The 17989-nt window shown below is 54.7% G+C and carries 12 protein-coding genes and 2 pseudogenes; 7 read left to right on the forward strand and 7 right to left on the reverse strand.

Annotated features, from left to right (window positions below; genetic code table 11):
* The first annotated feature begins 19 nt into the window (after positions 1 to 19).
* On the forward strand, positions 20 to 646 hold the full coding sequence (locus LOY38_RS12755) for a TetR/AcrR family transcriptional regulator (protein ID WP_258700316.1): 627 nt from the start codon (positions 20 to 22) through the stop codon (positions 644 to 646).
* A 127-nt stretch (positions 647 to 773) separates the two neighbouring features.
* Here LOY38_RS12755 and LOY38_RS12760 read toward each other — a convergent pair whose 3' ends face one another.
* The gene (locus LOY38_RS12760; protein WP_258700317.1) at positions 774 to 2219 is read right to left on the reverse strand and encodes an efflux transporter outer membrane subunit; all 1446 of its coding nucleotides are present in this window, start codon (positions 2217 to 2219) and stop codon (positions 774 to 776) included.
* A 218-nt stretch (positions 2220 to 2437) separates the two neighbouring features.
* On the opposite strand from LOY38_RS12760, the gene LOY38_RS12765 reads away from it, so the two are divergent.
* The 5 genes and pseudogenes from LOY38_RS12765 to LOY38_RS12790 all read left to right on the forward strand — a co-directional run bounded on the left by LOY38_RS12765 (position 2438) and on the right by LOY38_RS12790 (position 9684).
* The gene (locus LOY38_RS12765; protein ID WP_258700318.1) at positions 2438 to 3547 is read left to right on the forward strand and encodes an efflux RND transporter periplasmic adaptor subunit; all 1110 of its coding nucleotides are present in this window, start codon (positions 2438 to 2440) and stop codon (positions 3545 to 3547) included.
* Complete coding sequence (locus LOY38_RS12770; protein ID WP_258700319.1) at positions 3544 to 6693, forward strand: efflux RND transporter permease subunit; 3150 nt, start codon at positions 3544 to 3546, stop codon at positions 6691 to 6693. Before LOY38_RS12765 ends, LOY38_RS12770 begins: the two co-directional genes overlap by 4 nt.
* A gap of 144 nt (positions 6694 to 6837) precedes the next feature.
* Positions 6838 to 7677: pseudogene (locus LOY38_RS12780) on the forward strand (GlxA family transcriptional regulator); the annotation flags it as partial.
* 227 nt (positions 7678 to 7904) lie between these two features.
* On the forward strand, positions 7905 to 8777 hold the full coding sequence (locus LOY38_RS12785) for a DNA/RNA non-specific endonuclease (protein WP_258700320.1): 873 nt from the start codon (positions 7905 to 7907) through the stop codon (positions 8775 to 8777).
* Positions 8778 to 9051: 274 nt separating this feature from the next.
* Positions 9052 to 9684, forward strand: coding sequence for a LysE family transporter (locus LOY38_RS12790; protein ID WP_309475874.1), 633 nt, complete (start codon positions 9052 to 9054; stop codon positions 9682 to 9684).
* Between the two features lie 82 nt (positions 9685 to 9766).
* Here the strand turns inward: LOY38_RS12790 and LOY38_RS12795 are convergent, their stop codons facing one another.
* The 4 genes from LOY38_RS12795 to LOY38_RS12810 form a co-directional block, all read right to left on the reverse strand.
* Complete coding sequence (locus LOY38_RS12795; RefSeq protein ID WP_258700321.1) at positions 9767 to 11023, reverse strand: PLP-dependent aminotransferase family protein; 1257 nt, start codon at positions 11021 to 11023, stop codon at positions 9767 to 9769.
* An 82-nt stretch (positions 11024 to 11105) separates the two neighbouring features.
* A complete protein-coding gene (locus LOY38_RS12800; protein ID WP_258700322.1) occupies positions 11106 to 12230 on the reverse strand; it encodes a PLP-dependent aspartate aminotransferase family protein in 1125 nt (374 codons plus the stop codon).
* Complete coding sequence (gene amrS, locus LOY38_RS12805; protein WP_258700323.1) at positions 12227 to 13711, reverse strand: AmmeMemoRadiSam system radical SAM enzyme; 1485 nt, start codon at positions 13709 to 13711, stop codon at positions 12227 to 12229. The genes LOY38_RS12800 and amrS overlap by 4 nt, the downstream gene beginning before the upstream one ends.
* A gap of 106 nt (positions 13712 to 13817) precedes the next feature.
* Positions 13818 to 14531 carry a YitT family protein gene (locus LOY38_RS12810; protein WP_258700324.1) on the reverse strand — a complete coding sequence of 238 codons (714 nt, stop codon included), beginning with the start codon at positions 14529 to 14531 and terminating at the stop codon, positions 13818 to 13820.
* Positions 14532 to 14733: 202 nt separating this feature from the next.
* On the opposite strand from LOY38_RS12810, the gene LOY38_RS12815 reads away from it, so the two are divergent.
* Complete coding sequence (locus tag LOY38_RS12815) at positions 14734 to 15165, forward strand: Lrp/AsnC family transcriptional regulator (protein WP_309475880.1); 432 nt, start codon at positions 14734 to 14736, stop codon at positions 15163 to 15165.
* A 148-nt stretch (positions 15166 to 15313) separates the two neighbouring features.
* Here LOY38_RS12815 and LOY38_RS30190 read toward each other — a convergent pair.
* Both LOY38_RS30190 and LOY38_RS12825 read right to left on the reverse strand, forming a co-directional pair.
* Positions 15314 to 15607 (reverse strand): annotated as a pseudogene (locus tag LOY38_RS30190) (DUF5801 repeats-in-toxin domain-containing protein); the annotation flags it as partial.
* A gap of 290 nt (positions 15608 to 15897) precedes the next feature.
* Positions 15898 to 17889: a metallophosphoesterase gene (locus LOY38_RS12825; protein ID WP_258700327.1), complete on the reverse strand. Its 1992-nt coding sequence runs from the start codon at positions 17887 to 17889 to the stop codon at positions 15898 to 15900.
* Between the last annotated feature and the right edge of the window lie 100 nt (positions 17890 to 17989).

The raw sequence follows: 17989 nt of genomic DNA on the forward strand, positions 1-17989 counted from the left end.
GGATGAGTAAGCTGTTCCCATGAATCAGCCATCGATATCTTCATCTTCGCCCAGCCCCCGTGGCCCAGCCGATCACGACATTCGAGACCAGATTGTCGCGGCAGCCAACGAACACTTCAGTCAATACGGCTATGGTAAAACCACGGTTTCCGACCTGGCCAAGGCCATCGGGTTTTCAAAGGCCTACATCTACAAATTTTTTGATTCCAAGCAGGCGATCGGTGAAGCCATCTGCGCAAATTGCCTGGCAGAAATCGTCGCGGCTGTGGAGCAGGCTATCAATGTAGAAGACCTGTCGCCGACGGAGCGCTTTCGACGTTTGGTCAAAACTGTGATCGCCACAGGTGTGGATCTGTTCTTTAACGACCGAAAACTCTATGACATCGCAGCGTTCGCGGCGTCGGAAAGCTGGCCCAGTTCGCAGGTTTATGACGCACAGATCAAACGCTTCGTTTTGCAAATCGTGCGGGAGGGGCGAGAGATTGGTGAATTTGAGCGCAAGACTCCGCTGGACGAGACAGTAGAAGCGATACATCTCGCGCTGCGACCATTCGTCAACCCTTTGCTGTTGCAGTACAACCTCGATTTCGTCGAGGAGGCGCCCACGCTCACCTCCAACCTCATCTTGCGTAGCCTCATGCCTTGACCTTCGGCTAAAGGTTTACGGTATACCCTGGGTAAGCGACAGATCACCAAACGGCTCTCACTTTGCCCTTCGTCCATCCGTCGAAGGGCATCTTATTTATCTGTGTTGTGACCATTAGCTGAATTGGTCACATGGCTTCAGGTGGTTGCCAGCCACCCCCTAGCGATTTGAATGCCGCAACCGCCGCTCGTGCCGATTCCGTTCGCGCTTGTGCCCGAGCATCGGAAGCCTGCAGCATCGTCTCGTCGGCGTGCAGGACATCGATCAGGCTGGCCGTGCCTTTCTCATAGGCAATGAACGACGATTGGCGAGCCTGTGTCAGAGACGCCTCTCCCCCGGTGAGGGTGGTTGCTTGAGCTTCCCGATTCACCAGTGAGGAGAACGCGTTCTCGACATCCTCGGTGGCGCGCAGCACGGACTGATGGTAAGCGGCCAGGGTTTCGGCTTCCTGCCCCTTGGCTTGGTCGATTTGGGCGTTTATGCGACCGAAGTCGAAGAGCCTCCAGCGCAGTCCCAATACGCCCGCCGACTGGCTGGCGCCGCTGGTGAAAAGATTGCCTGCGGATACAGCCGTGGCACTGCCCAGCAATGCGCTAAGGGAGAATTTCGGGTAGTACTCGGCAATCGCCTCCCCGATGCGTGCGTTTGAGGCCGCAAGACGGCGCTCAGCCACAATGAGGTCTGGCCTGCGGCGCAGCAAATCGGCCGGCGTTCCCATCGCCTTTAACTGCGGCGCTACAGGAATGCTCCCCGCACTTGCCAGTTGTGTGCGGTGAGTACCTGGCGGCGTGCCGAGCATTACATCCAGCGCATTCATGGCAGCATCCAGGCCGGTCTGCAGGACAGGCACTGTCGCTTGGACCTGCGATAGCGCCCCCTCGGTCTGGCGAACCTGATAGTTGGCGGCGAGCCCCTTGCTGTAGAGCAATTGGACTTTCTCTAGTAGCTCCTGCTGTGTTTTGACTTGTCGGTTCGCAATGTCCAGCCGGGTCTGCAGTCCGCGGACAGTGATGTAGATATCAGCGGTCTGCGCGGCGATGGCCAATCGTGTGGCGGCGACGCCTGCCTGGGAAGCCTGGTACTCGGCCAGAGCAGCCTCGCGTCCGCGGCGCAATCCGCCAAAGACATCTACCTCCCAGCTGGCATCGAGGTTGGCCTCGTAGGCGCTTGCGTACCGATCATTGCCAGGCGTTGAGTTCAACACCTGGCCGAGCGGCGTCTCGATTGACTGGTAGGAGCGTGCGGCCTGTCCGCTGATGTTCCCTGAGGGGAGTAAAGCGGCATTTGCAGCACCTAGTCCGGCCCGCGCCTGTGTGACTCGCGCCGATACCTGCGCCAGGTCCAGATTCTGCTCAAGCGCCTTGGAGATGAAGTCGGTTAGCACTGGATCACCAAAGCCTTCCCACCAAGCTACAAGGCTGGTCGGCGTCGCTCCACGACGCTGTTCGACAGAAGGCTGACCCAAGTAACGATCCGAGAGCGGAGCGTCTGGACGATGGTAGTCCGGACCGACCGCGCAACCTGCCGATAAGCCGGCGCTGACCAAAAGAGCGATTGGACGGAGGGGAGGCATTGAGATTCCTTCAATAGAGGATATTTGTGACCATATTACTAAATAGTCACACTCTGTCAATTGAGGCGATTTGAGCGAATGTTGGTTTCTTCTCGGGGGCGGCGACGGTTTCGGTGTTGATCTTGAGAAGCTGAATGTTTCATGGTTCGTGACCATTGACACATATGGTCACTAGACTGAGAATGTGGCGCTCGTCCTATTTTTAAGTAAGGGAATCTATGCGCCGGCTTCGACCTTCCCCCATTGCCGCTTGCTTGTTGCCTCTTGTCCTGACGGCATGTGGCGACTCATCCACCGTTGAAGATCCGCGCACGCATGCTCCTCTGGTCAGGTCCGCAGCGGTTCAGGGGGCCTCCGACGCCTCACGTTCTTTCACGGGTGTCGTGGCTGCCCGCGTCCAGGGCGATCTGGGTTTTCGGGTATCAGGCAAGGTGCTTGAGCGTCTGGTTGACACCGGTCAGACCGTTAAACGTGGTCAGCCACTCATGCGCCTCGACCCAATCGATCTGGGGTTGCAGGCGCGCGCACAGCAAGAGTCGGTCATAGCCGCTCGGGCCCGAGCCAAGCAGACTGCAGATGACGAGGCTCGGTATCGCGACCTGGTCGCCGCAGGTGCTATTTCTGCATCGGCCTATGACCAGATCAAAGCCGCAGCGGATACCGCAAAGGCGCAGCTTGGCGCCGCTGAAGCGCAGGCTGATGTAGCTCGCAATGCTTCTGGTTATGCGGTGCTGTTTGCGGATTCCGACGGCGTTGTGGTGGAGACGCTCGCCGAGCCCGGGCAAGTTGTCAGCCCGGGACAGCCCGTGGTTCGATTGGCGCGGGCAGGGCAGCGCGAAGCCATCGTGCACCTGCCCGAGACGTTGCGCCCCGCGGCAGGATCCATCGCGCAGGCGACGCTTTATGGCAATACCACGGATGCTGTTGCAGCGAAGCTGAGGCTGCTTTCTGACTCGGCCGACCGAATGACACGCACCTTCGAGGCGCGGTATGTGCTTGAGGGGGCGCTGGCCAATGCACCAATAGGTTCGACCGTCACGCTTCGGATCGCTGAAGGCGCCGCGCAAGGGCAGGGGCTGCAAGTACCGATCGCTGCCGTTTATGACCCAGGCCAAGGCACTGGCGTGTGGGTCATCGCCGGTACGCCGGCGAAGGTGGCCTGGCGACCTGTACAAATCCTGGGCTTGAGCGACGACACAGTGCGAGTCGCGGGCGACCTCAAAATCGGCGAGCAGATCGTAGCGTTAGGCGCACATCTGTTGCGCGAAGGTGAACAGGTGAGATTGCCTCAACAGGATGACGCCAAAGTTGCCGGGGGTCGTCCATGAGCGAGGGGCGCTTCAATCTTTCCGCGATCGCCGTTCGTGAGCGATCTATTACGGTATTTCTGATCTTCCTGATTGCCGTTGCAGGCACCCTGGCGTTCTTTCAGCTGGGACGTGCGGAAGATCCTCCGTTTACGGTCAAGCAGTTGACGGTCATTACCGCGTGGCCGGGCGCCACGGCGCAGGAGATGCAGGATCAGGTAGCAGAGCCACTTGAAAAACGCCTGCAAGAACTGAAATGGTACGACCGCACGGAAACCTACACCCGTCCTGGCCTCGCTTTCACGATGGTGTCACTGCTCGATAGCACGCCGCCCTCGCAAGTGCAGGAGGAGTTCTATCAGGCGCGTAAAAAGCTCGACGACGAAGCCACCAAGCTACCGGCGGGTGTGATCGGGCCATTGGTCAATGACGAGTATTCGGACGTGACGTTTGCGCTTTTCGCCCTCAAAGCCAAAGGCGAGCCGCAGCGACTGTTGGTGCGTGATGCAGAGTCGTTGCGCCAACAACTGTTGCATGTGCCGGGCGTGAAGAAGGTCAACATCATCGGTGAGCAAGCCGAGCGCATTTTTGTGTCCTTCTCCCATGACCGACTGGCCACCTTGGGCGTTTCTCCCCAGGACATCTTCGCCGCGCTGAATAGCCAGAACGTGCTCACACCCGCCGGTTCCATCGAAACCAACGGGCCGCAGGTTTTCCTGCGGGTGGATGGCGCTTTCGATAAATTGGAGAAAATTCGTGACACGCCCCTGGCGATTCAGGGGCGCACCTTGAAGCTCTCGGACGTGGCGACGGTTGAACGAGGCTACGAAGACCCTGCCACCTTCCTGGTGCGCAATAACGGCGAAGAGGCCTTGTTGCTGGGGGTCATAATGCGCGAGGGCTGGAATGGCCTGGACCTGGGCAAGGCGCTGGACGCCGAGACGACGAAGATAAATGAAGGCATGCCGCTGGGCATGACGCTGACCAAGGTCACTGATCAAGCGGTGAACATTGACTCGGCCGTTGGCGAGTTCATGGTCAAATTTTTTGTCGCGCTGCTTGTGGTGATGCTTGTCTGCTTTCTCAGCATGGGCTGGCGGGTAGGCCTCGTGGTCGCAGCGGCGGTACCGTTGACGCTGGCGATAGTGTTTGTGGTGATGGCGGCCACCGGAAAGAACTTTGACCGTATTACCCTCGGCTCGTTGATTCTGGCGCTGGGACTGCTGGTGGACGACGCGATCATTGCCATCGAAATGATGGTGGTGAAAATGGAAGAGGGCTACGACCGCATCAAAGCTTGCGCGTACGCCTGGAGTCATACGGCCGCGCCGATGCTTGCCGGTACGCTAGTGACGGCTATCGGCTTTTTGCCGAACGGCTTCGCGCAATCGACAGCCGGCGAGTACACCAGCAACATGTTCTGGATCGTGGGCATTGCTTTGATCGCTTCCTGGGTCGTCGCGGTGGCCTTCACCCCTTACCTTGGGGTGAAGTTGTTGCCAAACATCAAGAAGGTAGAGGGTGGGCATGCGGCTATCTACAACACTCCCCGTTACAACCGCTTTCGCGGAGTTCTGACACGGGTCATCGCCCGCAAATGGCTGGTGGCTGGCACGGTTATCACGCTGCTTTTCGTGGCAGTTTTAGGCATGAGCCTGGTGAAGAAGCAGTTCTTCCCGACCTCTGACCGTCCCGAGGTAATGGTCGAGGTGCAAATGCCCTACGGAACCTCCATCGAGCAGACCAGTGCCACTGCCGCAAAGGTCGAGGCCTGGCTGCAAAAGCAGGAAGAGGCAAAAATCGTCACGGCCTATATTGGGCAGGGGGCGCCACGCTTCTTCCTGGCGATGGCGCCAGAACTGCCCGATCCATCGTTCGCGAAGATCGTAGTGCTGACGGACAGTCAGGAGGCACGTGAAACCCTCAAACTCCGCTTTCGCGAAGCGGTCGCTGAAGGACTCGCCCCAGAGGCTCGTGTCAGGGCGTCTCAAATTGTATTTGGTCCTTATTCGCCATTTCCGGTGGCCTACCGGGTGATGGGACCTGATCCGTCAAAGTTGCGTGAGATTGCGGGCCAGGTACAGGACGTGTTGCAGTCGAGCCCGATGATGAGAACCGTCAACACCGATTGGGGACCGCTGACGCCGACGCTGCATTTCGCTCTGGATCAGGATCGCCTGGAGGCGGTGGGGTTGACGTCAAGCTCAGTCGCGCAGCAACTGCAGTTCCTGCTGGCCGGAGTACCGATCACCGCAGTTCGTGAGGACATTCGCTCGGTGCAGGTGGTTGGTCGCGCAGCGGGGGATATCAGGCTCGATCCCGCCAAGATAGAAGGTTTTACGCTGGTAGGCACGGCGGGTCAGCGGATTCCGCTGTCTCAGGTGGGAGAGGTCGATGTTCGTATGGAGGATCCGACCCTCCGACGTCGTGACCGCATGCCGACCATCACCGTGCGTGGTGACATTGCCGAAGGCTTGCAGCCGCCCGACGTTTCAAGCGTGGTCATGAAGGAGTTGCAGCCGATCATTGAGAAACTGCCTGGCGGGTACCGGATTGAGCAGGCGGGTGCAATCGAGGAGTCAGGCAAGGCTGGTAAGGCGATTTTACCGTTGCTGCCAATCATGATAGCCATGACATTGCTCATCATCATTCTGCAGGTCCGTTCAATCTCGGCGTTGATCATGGTGTTCCTTACCTCGCCGTTAGGGTTGATTGGTGTGGTACCGACACTGCTTGTCTTCCAGCAGCCGTTTGGTATCAATGCTCTGGTCGGTTTAATCGCGTTGTCGGGCATCTTGATGCGCAATACGCTGATTCTGATTGGGCAAATCCATCACAACGCGCAAGAAGGGCTGGACCCGTTTCACGCAGTAGTCGAAGCCACGGTACAACGTGCCCGCCCGGTACTGCTGACAGCGCTTGCGGCAATCCTGGCATTCATTCCGCTGACACACTCCGTCTTCTGGGGGACGCTGGCCTACACGCTAATCGGAGGCACATTCGTCGGAACCATCATGACGCTGGTGTTCCTGCCAGCGATGTACGCCATCTGGTTCAAGATCCGTCCTGACAATACGGGTCAAACTGAAACAGCGAATAAGCAAGCCAGCCTAGTGGATAGGACGCCACCCCGTCCTCTCGACGTTCACCTGACCACAAAGCTTTAGCCATAGGCCATAGCTTGCTGCTTTTAGTGGGCGTCGACTGAAAAATGAAGAGGGTCCAATGATTAGTCTCGAAGGTTAAAAGCGAATCGTAGTCACGGGCGTCGGAGTTGTCGGGCCTCTGGGGTGCGGAGTAGAAGAAGTCTGGAAGAGGCTGCTGGCAGCACCGGCATCGCACTCATGGCGCACAAGACGCTTGAACAGGAGCGTCTTGAAAACAAGGCCATCGACACGTTGATCGTGACGTCGGGCTGGAAAGCCATGGATCAGCTGGATCAGACGGCCATCGAGTGGAGCCGCACGCGTGCCAGCAATGTCAGGCGTGTGTGCTCGATCTGTGTCGGGGCCTTCGCCTTGGCCGAATCAGGACTTTTGGATGGTCGAAAGGCAACGACCCACTGGCGGATGGCACGCAGCCTGGCCGAGCGCTATCCCAACGTGCAGGTGGATCCCAACCCGATTTGGGTCAAGGACGGCAACCTGTACACCTCGGCAGGCATATCGGCGGGAATCGATCTTGCGCTCGCATTGGTCAGCGAAGACCTGGGTGACGACACCGCCTTGGAGATCGCGAAAAATCTGGTTCTGTTTCTGCGACGCCCAGGCGGTCAGGCACAGTTCAGCGTCGCACTCCAGTCGCAGCATGCGACAGGTTCGAACCTGGATGAGTTATGCGTCTGGATCAGTGAACATCTACATTCGGAGCTGACGGTCGAGATACTTGCAGACAGGCTCGCCACCAGTGTGAGGACCTTGATTCGCATGTTTCAGAGGGAATTCAAGACAACGCCTGCCAAGTACGTCGAGGACGTCCGGGTCGAAGCGGCCTGTCGGCAAATAGAGCTGGGAAGGCGGTCGATGGAGGAGGTAGCGCGCCGATGCGGCTACCACAGTGTCGACGTGCTCAGAAAAGCCTTCGTGCGACGCATGGAGGTGAGTCCAAAGGAGTACGCACAACGTTTCGCACCAGTTAACGAACCCGCTTAGGCCGCAGCACTAATGTGACTTGTAATGGTCAATAAATCCCGCACGACCGTCAGCGGTCGTACTGCTCGGAGCCGACCGGATCCGCATCGGCATTTTGATTAAGGACAGTGACAGCATGCTCCCCGCAATCTAATCAGCAAGCGCCGCCACCCGGCTCCGAGTTCCGAGCTCCGTGAATCGGGGCTCACCGTATGTTTACCCCTCAATCCAATTCGAAGATTAAAAGCATGCACCTACGCAAAATTGCAGTTGGGCTATCGGCCCTTGTTTTGCTCTCGACCGGGGCAGAAGCCCGCAGTCTGCTGGATTTCATCAAGCCCCCCACCCAGCATCAGCAACAAGCGTCCCACTCGGGCTCGATCAGCCAGAACGCGGCTCTGGAACTCTATTCAAACAAACAGAAACAGGCATCGTTTGACGGCTGCGCAGAACTGTTCCCTGCAGCGAAACCGATCAACACGGCCACTGTGCCTGCCACAATGAAACCCTTGGCCCTGTGTTCCGACAACTTCGCGGTGCTGTACTCGCAAACCAGCAAGACGCCGCTGGTAGTGGTCGAACGCCTTAATGCGGCCCAGTTGCAGGATGCCAAAGGGGAGGAGCGCACCAACCAGTTCTACCCGGACCCACGCATCCCAAAGAGTGGACGGGCAGAGTTGAGCGACTACCGTAGCCAACATCCGGCCGTGGACCGTGGTCATCAATCCCCGGCGGCCGATGCACCAAACCCCAATGCAATGGCCCAATCCTTTGCGCTGTCGAACATGGTGCCGCAAGACCCAACCAACAACCGGAAGATCTGGAGTAAGGTTGAGTCGGATGTCAGAAAGTTTGCCAAGCGAGCCGATGGCAATGTTTTTGTCTTTACCGGCCCGCTCTTTGACTCAGGCCACGCCACCATCGGCGACAACAAGGTCTGGGTGCCGACCCGTCTGTTCAAGCTGGTTTACGACGCATCGTCCAAGCGTGCCTGGGCCTATGTACTGCCCAACGCTGAAACCCGTATCGAGAGACCGATGGACTATGACACTTTCGTGAAGAGTACCGGGCTCAAACTGCTGGGAAATCTGCCGGTCACAGGTTCCATAGGGCGCTCTTGATGGCTTGATGAATGGCACCCCAAAGGCTAGGTGCATCCGATGGGGTGTTTCATTCGCGGATAACGTTCAAGCAACCATGAGTGGCAGGCTAGACGAACAGGTTGCGTTGGCCGGTTTTGCCCGAAGGCCAGGGCACCGCCGCGCCTTAATAATGAAGGGAAAACAAGAATACTTCATGCAAATTTATCGGAAATGCTTGTGTGAAAATTAATAATTAATTTATAAAAAAATGCACTTCCCCTAATCTTCCAGTATCCATTTCGGAGGTGCATCTATGTTGATTTTCGTTAAGTCAATGGTCATTGGGCTTTGTATTGCGGCCCCTGTAGGACCCATTGGGCTGTTGTGCATACAGAGGAGTCTTATGCTCGGATGGAGAGCAGGCTTCGCGACGGGATTGGGGGCGGCAACAGCCGATTCGATCTATGGGTTTGTCGGTGCGCTGGGAATCACAGCTATCATAGCGACACTCATTAGCTTTAAGCCATGGTTGTGTATTTTGGGAGGGATATTCCTCGCGTACATTGGTTATCAAACAATAAGATCGAAGGGGAGCACGACAGCCTTGGCGGGTGAACGAGCCAACATGTTCAAAGCCTACTCGACCACATTGTTTTTGACGCTGTCGAACCCCATGACCATCTTATCGTTTATCGCGATATTTGCCGCCCTGAGTGACGGCATGGTCAGCGATCAAAGCAGTCAGCACTCAGTGCTGCCCATGGTGACAGGTATATTCCTGGGCTCGGCTGTCTGGTGGTTGGGGTTGAGCGGATTCTCCTCCATGTTCAAGGCTCGGATTGCCCAATCAAAGATTAAGTTGATCAACTATTTTTCCGGGGCAACCATAACCATTCTGGGTACCTACCAGGTAGCCACTGGCGTTATACTCGCCACAGGAGCCTAAGCCGCAAGTAATACAAGGCTTATCTCTCATTGACTGATGAATAAGCCTTGGCATCAGTTCCCTACGGCCCCATGGGGATGTTTTACTGCATTCTAAATTCAATGTATGCCCTGAGGCGGCCTATCGCTTGTTTGATTTCTGATTCTGTCGCATTACTAAACGACAACCTGACCTGAGTAACAGCCTCATTCGTCAGTGAAAACAAGGAAGTGGGGAATACGATAACCTTGAAATGTTTGGCGCACTCGCACATTTCAAAATACTCAAAGCTGAAAGGCAGCTGGACATTAATGAAAAAGCCTCCTGCCGGATGGTTCCAGGTGACATTTTTTCGAGAATCAGCCTTGAGCGGGAATTCGCGTTCAAGGCAGTCAATCATACAGTTTCGTTTCTTCGTGTAAGACAGCACCCTTGGCTGGTTCAGCGCTTTCAAAGAATAATTGTTCTTTATCAGCAAGCCTCCGACAACCGCTTGACACAGGGCAGGTGTATTGACCGTGATCAAGCTTTTGGCTTTACACAATCTGCTGCTAAAGGACATCACCCCAGCGCCCTCCGGAGCGACTAGATAGCCCATGCGTAATCCCGGAAAAATCGACTTTGAAAAAGAGCCAAGAAGAAAGACTCGACGGCTGTCGATCGACTTCATTGAAGGAATTTTATCTCCCTCGTACCTGAAGTAGCTGTAGGCATTGTCCTCCAGGATAAAAAAATTCTTTTCATTGGCCAAGGCGAGCAACGCCTTCCTGTCTTCATAGGAAAGGCTGTCACCAGTAGGGTTACTAAAATCTGAAATCGCGTACAGCGCTTTTATATTTTCTCCCCTGGCCTCAAGATCTTCAACTACCTTGCGCAGGGCAGATGGATCGAGAAAGGTGTTCATGGGAACAGGTACAATTTTTATTTTTAATAATTTCGCAATACCCGTGATCCCGGAAAATACAGGGTCTGGCACTAATAAAATACCACCTTCTTCAAAGATGGATAACAATGTCAAGGTGGCGGCTTCTTGAAACCCCATGCACACGACAATGCTTTCAGGGTTCAAAATCTTTATCCCTTCATCCCTCTGCAAGTGTTCGGCAATTATCTCATTGATAATTCCGGCGGTTTTTCCATATTGGCAAAGTAATGTTGCAACTGATTGTTCGGTATCGGCGACGTATCGTATGTAGCTGGCCAGCCCCTTATCGATGAGGGATGGGTCGCATTGCTCGTCATCAGGTCGACCGGAAGCCAGAGAAATAGCCTCTGGATTCTCATTGGAAATCGAGTTTAGAAGATGGATAACGTTCAGAGTAGGGTCTTCGAATATTGTTTTTTCGAATGCACTGGACACACTCGCTTCTCCCTGAAAAACAACGAGCCGTTGAAGGCTCGCTGTTTATGATTAACATCCGCTACACAGGTTTAAGAGCGCCTTATTGATCAACCATATTTTCCATGGCTTCGAAGGCTTGAAGCAGATCCTCTTTAAGATCCTCAAGGGCCTCTAAACCAAAACATAATCGAACCAATCCCTTTTCAATCCCCATATCCGCTTTTTCCTGCTCGGTCATCGAGGCATGGCTTCCACTAAAGGGTTGCGCAACCATCGACGTAACACAGGCCATTCCCGTGCCCGTTCCAAACCATTTGAGGGCGCTGGTGAAGGTCTTGTAGAAGGGAACCAGATCTGGCCGAATATCAACAAACACAATGCCACCATAACCTGTCAATTGTTTGCCATCGACTTGCGGATAATAAACATGCTCAATAAAGGGCAGTTCCCGCAGGTAGTTGAGCATGCTGGAGGTTGTGCTGCTGTGTCTCTCCATGCGCAGATTAAACGTCTGCATGCTTCTGCGAAGCAGCCACGCGCTGTGAGGGGCTAATATTGAGCCTGAATAAAAGCGACCTTCGAGGAGACGCTTATAAATAGTTTCACTGTTGACAAGAACCAGTCCGCCCATGACATCGCTGTGCCCGGAGAAATACTTCGTTGCACTGTACAGAGAAATATCGGAGCCAAAGTTTAGAGGCTTTTGAAATATCGGAGTGGCCCATGTGTTATCAACGACTACCAGGGCCTGTGGGTTGTTTTGCTTAACCGCTCTGCTGACCGCATGAATATCGATATCTTTCAGGAAGGGATTGGTCGGCGTTTCGAAAATAACCATGTCCACATTCGGTGGCAACGCCTTCAATCCACTTTCCGTGGTGAGATCCAGAATCGTCAGCTCCGCACCGATACGTGCGGCATAACGCTGAAACAGTTTATAAGAGCAGCCATAGATATATTTGTTGATCACCAATGACGCACCAGGTTTCAGCAACTCCAAAACCATGTAGATGGCACTCATTCCGGTGCTGTAGGCCAAGGCGTATTCACTGCCTTCCAGGGATGCGACAACCTGTTCCAGCTCAGTCACATTGGGGTTGGCTTTTCTCGAGTAGAAGAACGCCGAGTCAGCGCTAAACGCGCTGCACTGATAAATTGGCGTCACTGATGGATGGGCCTCTCGGTCATCGACCCTGATGTGCAGTATTTCAGTAGACACATTCATGACTTGCTGACCAGTTTGATAACCTGTTCATACATGTTCTGCTTGCCCTCATAACCAATTGTCGGGGTGATGTCATTTTGCGAAATGCCAATCTCTTCAATCGACTCGGTTGGGAAGTGAGCCCTGTCGAATACTTCATGAAGATTTGAGTTCACCCCCTTGGGAAGCCAGACCTCAGGGCCTGATTCATCAATTCGTGCCTTGGCGATAATGAATCGATAGCTTTCATACGGCCGCAATGTCAGTGATTTCCAATCACTGTTGAGTCCGTCGGTATAGTTGCGCCGCAGGTAGACGGTCTGCTCAAAGTCTTCGGTATTCAGCACTTGGGCGTGCAGCGACACGATGTCCCCATGCCACTCGAACTTTCGCTTTTCGTAAGAGGTCAGCGCATCCTCTCGCAGTTCAACAGGGTTGGTCGCTTTGTGTTCGCCAAGTAGTTTGAAATGTGCATCGTGCCCGCACCGAGTGCAGCAACCGTTGTTATCCAATCCGATTATTTCAGCGTTCAAACCGTAGCGGGTAACGAGTAGGGCGTTACAATTGTTGCAGCTTGTATTGGTGCCCTCGACATCGTTCACGTTACCCAGATAAACATGCTCAACCCCCATGCTTCGAGCGATGTCCCGAGCTTTCAGGAGTCTATCCACAGGGGTTCTGATGCTATTGCTCATTTTATAATCGGGGTGAAACCTTACAAAGTGGAGCGGTACATTCGGGCCCAGTTCATCCAGTACCCACTGGCTAATTTTCCTGGCGGTATCCTCATCGTCACTGATGTCGGTAACCATCAAGGTACTGACTTCAACATATTTGCCAGCATCGTATACTTTCTTGATGCCCGCCAGAACGGGCTCTACCCAGCCAGTTGTGACTTTTCGGTAGTATTCAGGGGAAATGGATTTTAGTGAAATTGAGAATATATCAATGACCGGCAATAGTTCGTCAATGGCTTCTTCGCTGATGAAAAATGCCGATTTATATAAATTGATTAAGCCCGCTTCCTTTGCCAGCTTTGCCGTGTCGAGGATAAATTCATGCCAGACAACTGGGTCGTTATAAGTCCAGGAAATGACGCGTATACCATGCTTCAGCGCAGTTTCCACAACTTGCTCAGGTGTGTAGTAGTAAACATCTTTGTCTGTTACATACTTGGCCTGAGAGGTCTTCCAGTTGTGACAGTAGCCGCAGTTGAGCATGCAGCCGATATTTCCTAAGGAAAGGATTCGTTCACCGGGAGCAAAGTGGAACACAGCCTCGGTTTCAATAGTTTCTTCGGTGCTGTGAACGCCTTTGCCATAATTCAATGTAACTAACCGACCGCCTCTGTTCCCACGCACCTTGCAAAAACCTACCTTGCCTTCCTGTATGACGCAGTTTCGGGGGGAAAGGTGGCACTTTACATTGCCGTCCGGGAGTATTTCTTCCAGCTTCGCGGGCATGCTTTGTAAGGTCCAGTTTTTATTTTTTGTATTGTCCATCTCTCACTCCTCATCACGGAAGTTACTGTCAACATCTCATCGGTCAAAATAGTCGAGGCGAAAAAATCCTGCAGCACAGTGGCAGCGGTTCCTTTCGTAGTTGTTGCTAGGCAGAAGAAGCGCTGTTCAATCCATAATTCTTAAGTGAAAAGCGCCTGGCATTCATATTCATGAATGGCTGTATAAGAGGACCTATAACCAACAAGAATGCAATGGTTCCCACCCCGAACGGCCCTCCTAAAAGCCACCCGGTCGAAAAGATACCAATTTCAATTATCATTTTGGCTTTGGTGAATGACCAATCCCATTTGGAAACCATGGTCAGCACTACAAGGTCCATGATTCTGATACCAATACCACTCATGATAATCAGTGCCGATGAATAAGCACACAAGATCAACCCTGTCGCCAATATCGTGTATTCATTCACTCTGACAATCAAATACTCTCCAAGCCCCAGCACGGACCAGAGGTCAATCAGCAGACCGGTGAGCGTGGTTGTAATAAATGGGCTTATCGGAGGATATTTTTTGTTCCAGAGCATCCACCACAGCAGAAAGGATATAGAAACAATACCCGAACAAACGCCCATTCCGAGCAGGAGTATTTTATCTATCGAGATGATCAGGACATCTAAAGGATCAGTTCCCAGTTGACTGACAATGAAAAACTTGGCACCCACTGAGAAAAGAGTGACTCCAGCCAGATACATAAAGAACTGATCCAACTTGAATCTACGAAGAGCTAGGACTTGCGTTCCAATATGTTTGGCGAATGATGGGTAGGGTTTTTTTTCACACTTTATTTTTTCATCTTCCATGCGAACACGATTCCTGGAGAGAAATATTTTATTATGCAGTGCGTAACGCTAGAGATTAAGGGCTATTGATTGCTTGGGTTCTTCTTAGGCTTGTCGAGCTGTAAATAGACTAGCACCGCGCTTTATTTTGGTGCATTATTTTTTTAATGAAAAACTCATGTTTTTCATTAAAATTTATACTTTTTTGCTGGGGGGAACGTACATGGACCGTATAGACATAAAAATCTTGGGAAAAGTGCAGGACTGTGGTCGCATTTCCATCACCGAGCTGTCCAGGCACGCTGGTCTTTCTATTCCCGCCACCACTGATAGGTTGCGAAAGCTCGAAGACTCAGGGGTCATCAAGGGTTATAGCGCTCAGTTAGATCCAACCAAGCTAGGGTTCGGCATATCTGCTGTTGTCGGTATCACCACCCTCAAGCCGGCGAAATCCAAATTGATAGCGACGCTCAATGACATACCCGAAGTCGTCGAGTGCCTGCATATCACAGGTAACGACTCCTACCTTATCAGGATCTATGCCAAGTCAATGGCCGATCTTGAGAATGTCATTGCGAGGATCAACGCGTACGGTGAGACACGTACAAGCATTGTTTTGTCAGTCCCTATCGAGAGAAGAAAGCTTGCCCCTTGAGCCTCTACGTTGCGCTGCGGCTCTTCTGTTTTTGGGTACCGTCATATCTCGGTATGTTCATCAATAGGTAGGCGGACTGCGAATTGTCACGATCTATAGAAAGCAGACACAAATCGAAGAGGGCTCTCGAGAGGTGAAGCGCGGAGTCGGCGACGCTGACCGTGAACACCAGCAGGTTGGTCGTCGCCGTGCGGCCTTCGACTACGGCGCCGTTGAGCGACAGGTTGACTGCCTCACCGGTGGCCGTGTCGGTCAGCCCGGAGCCACCGGCCACCACGCCCAGTGCATAGGTCAGCGTACCCGCGCCATCGGCGCCAAACGCCGAGCTGAAGTTGGCGGCGAAGTTCTGGGTGGCGTCAGTCGTCAGCACCGTTTTGTCTACTGTCAACGTCGGCTCCGGTTTAAAACGTAAAGGCATTGACCTTTGGTCGCAACTATGGATAAGCGCCGGGGATTGCGCATCGGCCGAAACTCCCACGCGGGGTGGGAGTTTCAGACTACGTGGGAGGAGGAAAGGGGATGAGGACGCGAAAGCGCGGCACCGCATATTTCGATTGTGAATAAGGACAGGCCGCCCGGACTTTAACCGCCAGCGCGTCGAGCTGAGTTTGAGTCAGCTCAGGCGGCCGGGTTTGATTCGGGTGTGCGGCGGGTCGGCCAGCATCGCGCAATGACAATGGCATGCCGCCAGGGTCATTCAAATCCAACCCTTGTTCGTTGAGGCAGGCGAACTTATGAGCTGGTTCCTCCACGCCGAATCACGATGGGCGGCTCGATCAGCCGCAGTTCAAGTTCGCCCGAGGTTGGCACGAAGCGCGGGCCAGTGCTTTCAGGCGTTGCCCGCAACCTCCAGGTGCGCTGCACCTTCGCCAGTTTGGCAACTCCCGACGCCACAGACCAGCGCCGGCAGACCTTCTCCAATTTGAGCGGGTAAAGGGTGAGTTGGTCTCCGTTGAAGTGCATGCGCAGGAAGCATTTGTGGTCGGCGATGCGTTGCGAGGAAAAAACCACCTCACTATGCAGCCCCCATAAAGTGTTGGCCATGACCATCCAGGCACCGAATAGCAGGCCTCCTAAACTGCCGCCGAGCACCAGCGTCCCCACCAGGAACAACAAGACCTGGAACAGGTTTTCTACCTCGAACTGCAAGTAGTGGATGTTGATACGGCCCATGAGCCATAGCAGCCCGATCGCCAGTCCCAGGTGAAGCAAGCCGTGAACGGCCCCGATGCCATAGGCAAGCTTTCGGGTACGTTTGACCCCGGCGGCTGAGAGCACTGCGCAGCCCAGCACAATGGTCACGGCAAACATCACCGAAGAAGGACTGTGTGCCAGGACCAGGACCAACTGTCGCCATACCTCGCGCAGGTTGGGAATAGATACTTCGAGGCCAGACAATACCTCGACCAGGCTGCGGTTATCGCGCGCCGGGTGGGGCACCTTGCTGGCGCTTTCTACCATCCAGTCGAACAGCAAGTACATGATGGCCAGCATGCCGCAGAACGAGAGGTTGTGGGTGGGTAGTCGCCATGCCCGATTACGCAGCTGTTCGGAGGTCTTTTTGTCCGGGTAGGATGCCGCCAGCTCGTAGTGCTGTGGCGTTCCGCCGACACTGATCGGTTCGGGCGGATCTGGAAGTTGATGAGTGCCATGCAGGAAGGCGCCACCACCTCCGCAGGTGATGCGCTGCGGTGCTTGGCTGCCGGCTTTTGGCTGGTAGCGCGCGTAGTGGTGCGAGTCCCCGGCCAGGACCACCGCCAAGTGGTCACCCAAGAGCTGTTCGATCTCGCGCAGACTGCTGAAGCGCAAGGTCTGGGTCTCGATCGAGGGCAGGGTCTTGCGCCCCACGCGTGCGAGTCGTTCGGCCTCATCCACCCAGCTCGGCTCCGGTGTGCAGAGGATCACGCGGTCGCCTGGCTGCAGTTTGGCGCGCATCTCTTCGAAGTACTGCTTCTGCTGTCGGTCGATCATCGACTCCAATTGCAGGTCCAGGCCCCAGATCCACCAGCCATTGGGCAGTTGCAGCACGTAGTAACTGGTGTGTTGACGGGTTTCCCAGCCGCCGATGGGCTTCTGCTCGCAAAACAGTTGAGAGAAACCGCGCAGGCCGTCATACCAATCGTGGTTGCCGGGCGTCGCCACCATCCACGGTGCACCTGGCTGCGGCACGGGCTGGTCCTGCTCATTCGGGTGAACCTTGGGGACCGGCGCGGGAAAGGCAGCGCGGAAGGGATCGAGGAAGCGGGTGCGATAGCCGGATTGGGCCGGTGTGGGGTAGACCTGATCGCCGCCGAGCAGCAGCACGTCGCCGCGCGGCAGCGTGAGCTCCGGCAACTTGACATCCTGGCTGACGCACAGCGCCATGGAATAGGTGGAGTCCCAGCCATCGCCGGTATCGGCCAGATAGTCGACCCACACGTCACCGTCGGCAGCCACCTGGATGGGCGGGTTAGCGTCCCGAGGGTTGAGCATGGCCAGCACATCGCGTGGGTCCGCGAAGGCACCCATGGTGGTGGCCGCGGCCGATTGCAAGCCCGTGCGCATGAGCTGAAACGGGCCTAGCCAGTTGACCATCGACTCCTGGGTGTAAAGCTCGATGCGGCTATTAGTCGTGGAAGATTGGGGGGTGTGGGTCATGGCGAGGAGCGCAGAGTGCCCCTCTTCAAAGTGTCCCTCACCCAAGTGCTCATCTCCAGGGCGGAACTCAATCGATTGCTCCTTCATCGCTTAGCCTCCATTGCGGTAAGAGTCCGGTACGCCGGAAGGGTTTTACGCCTTGTCGGCTGATTCAGAATAGGCCAGTTATGCGAAAGCCGCCGGTTCA

The organism is Pseudomonas sp. B21-015, from assembly GCF_024749285.1.
Taxonomy (GTDB): Bacteria; Pseudomonadota; Gammaproteobacteria; order Pseudomonadales; family Pseudomonadaceae; genus Aquipseudomonas.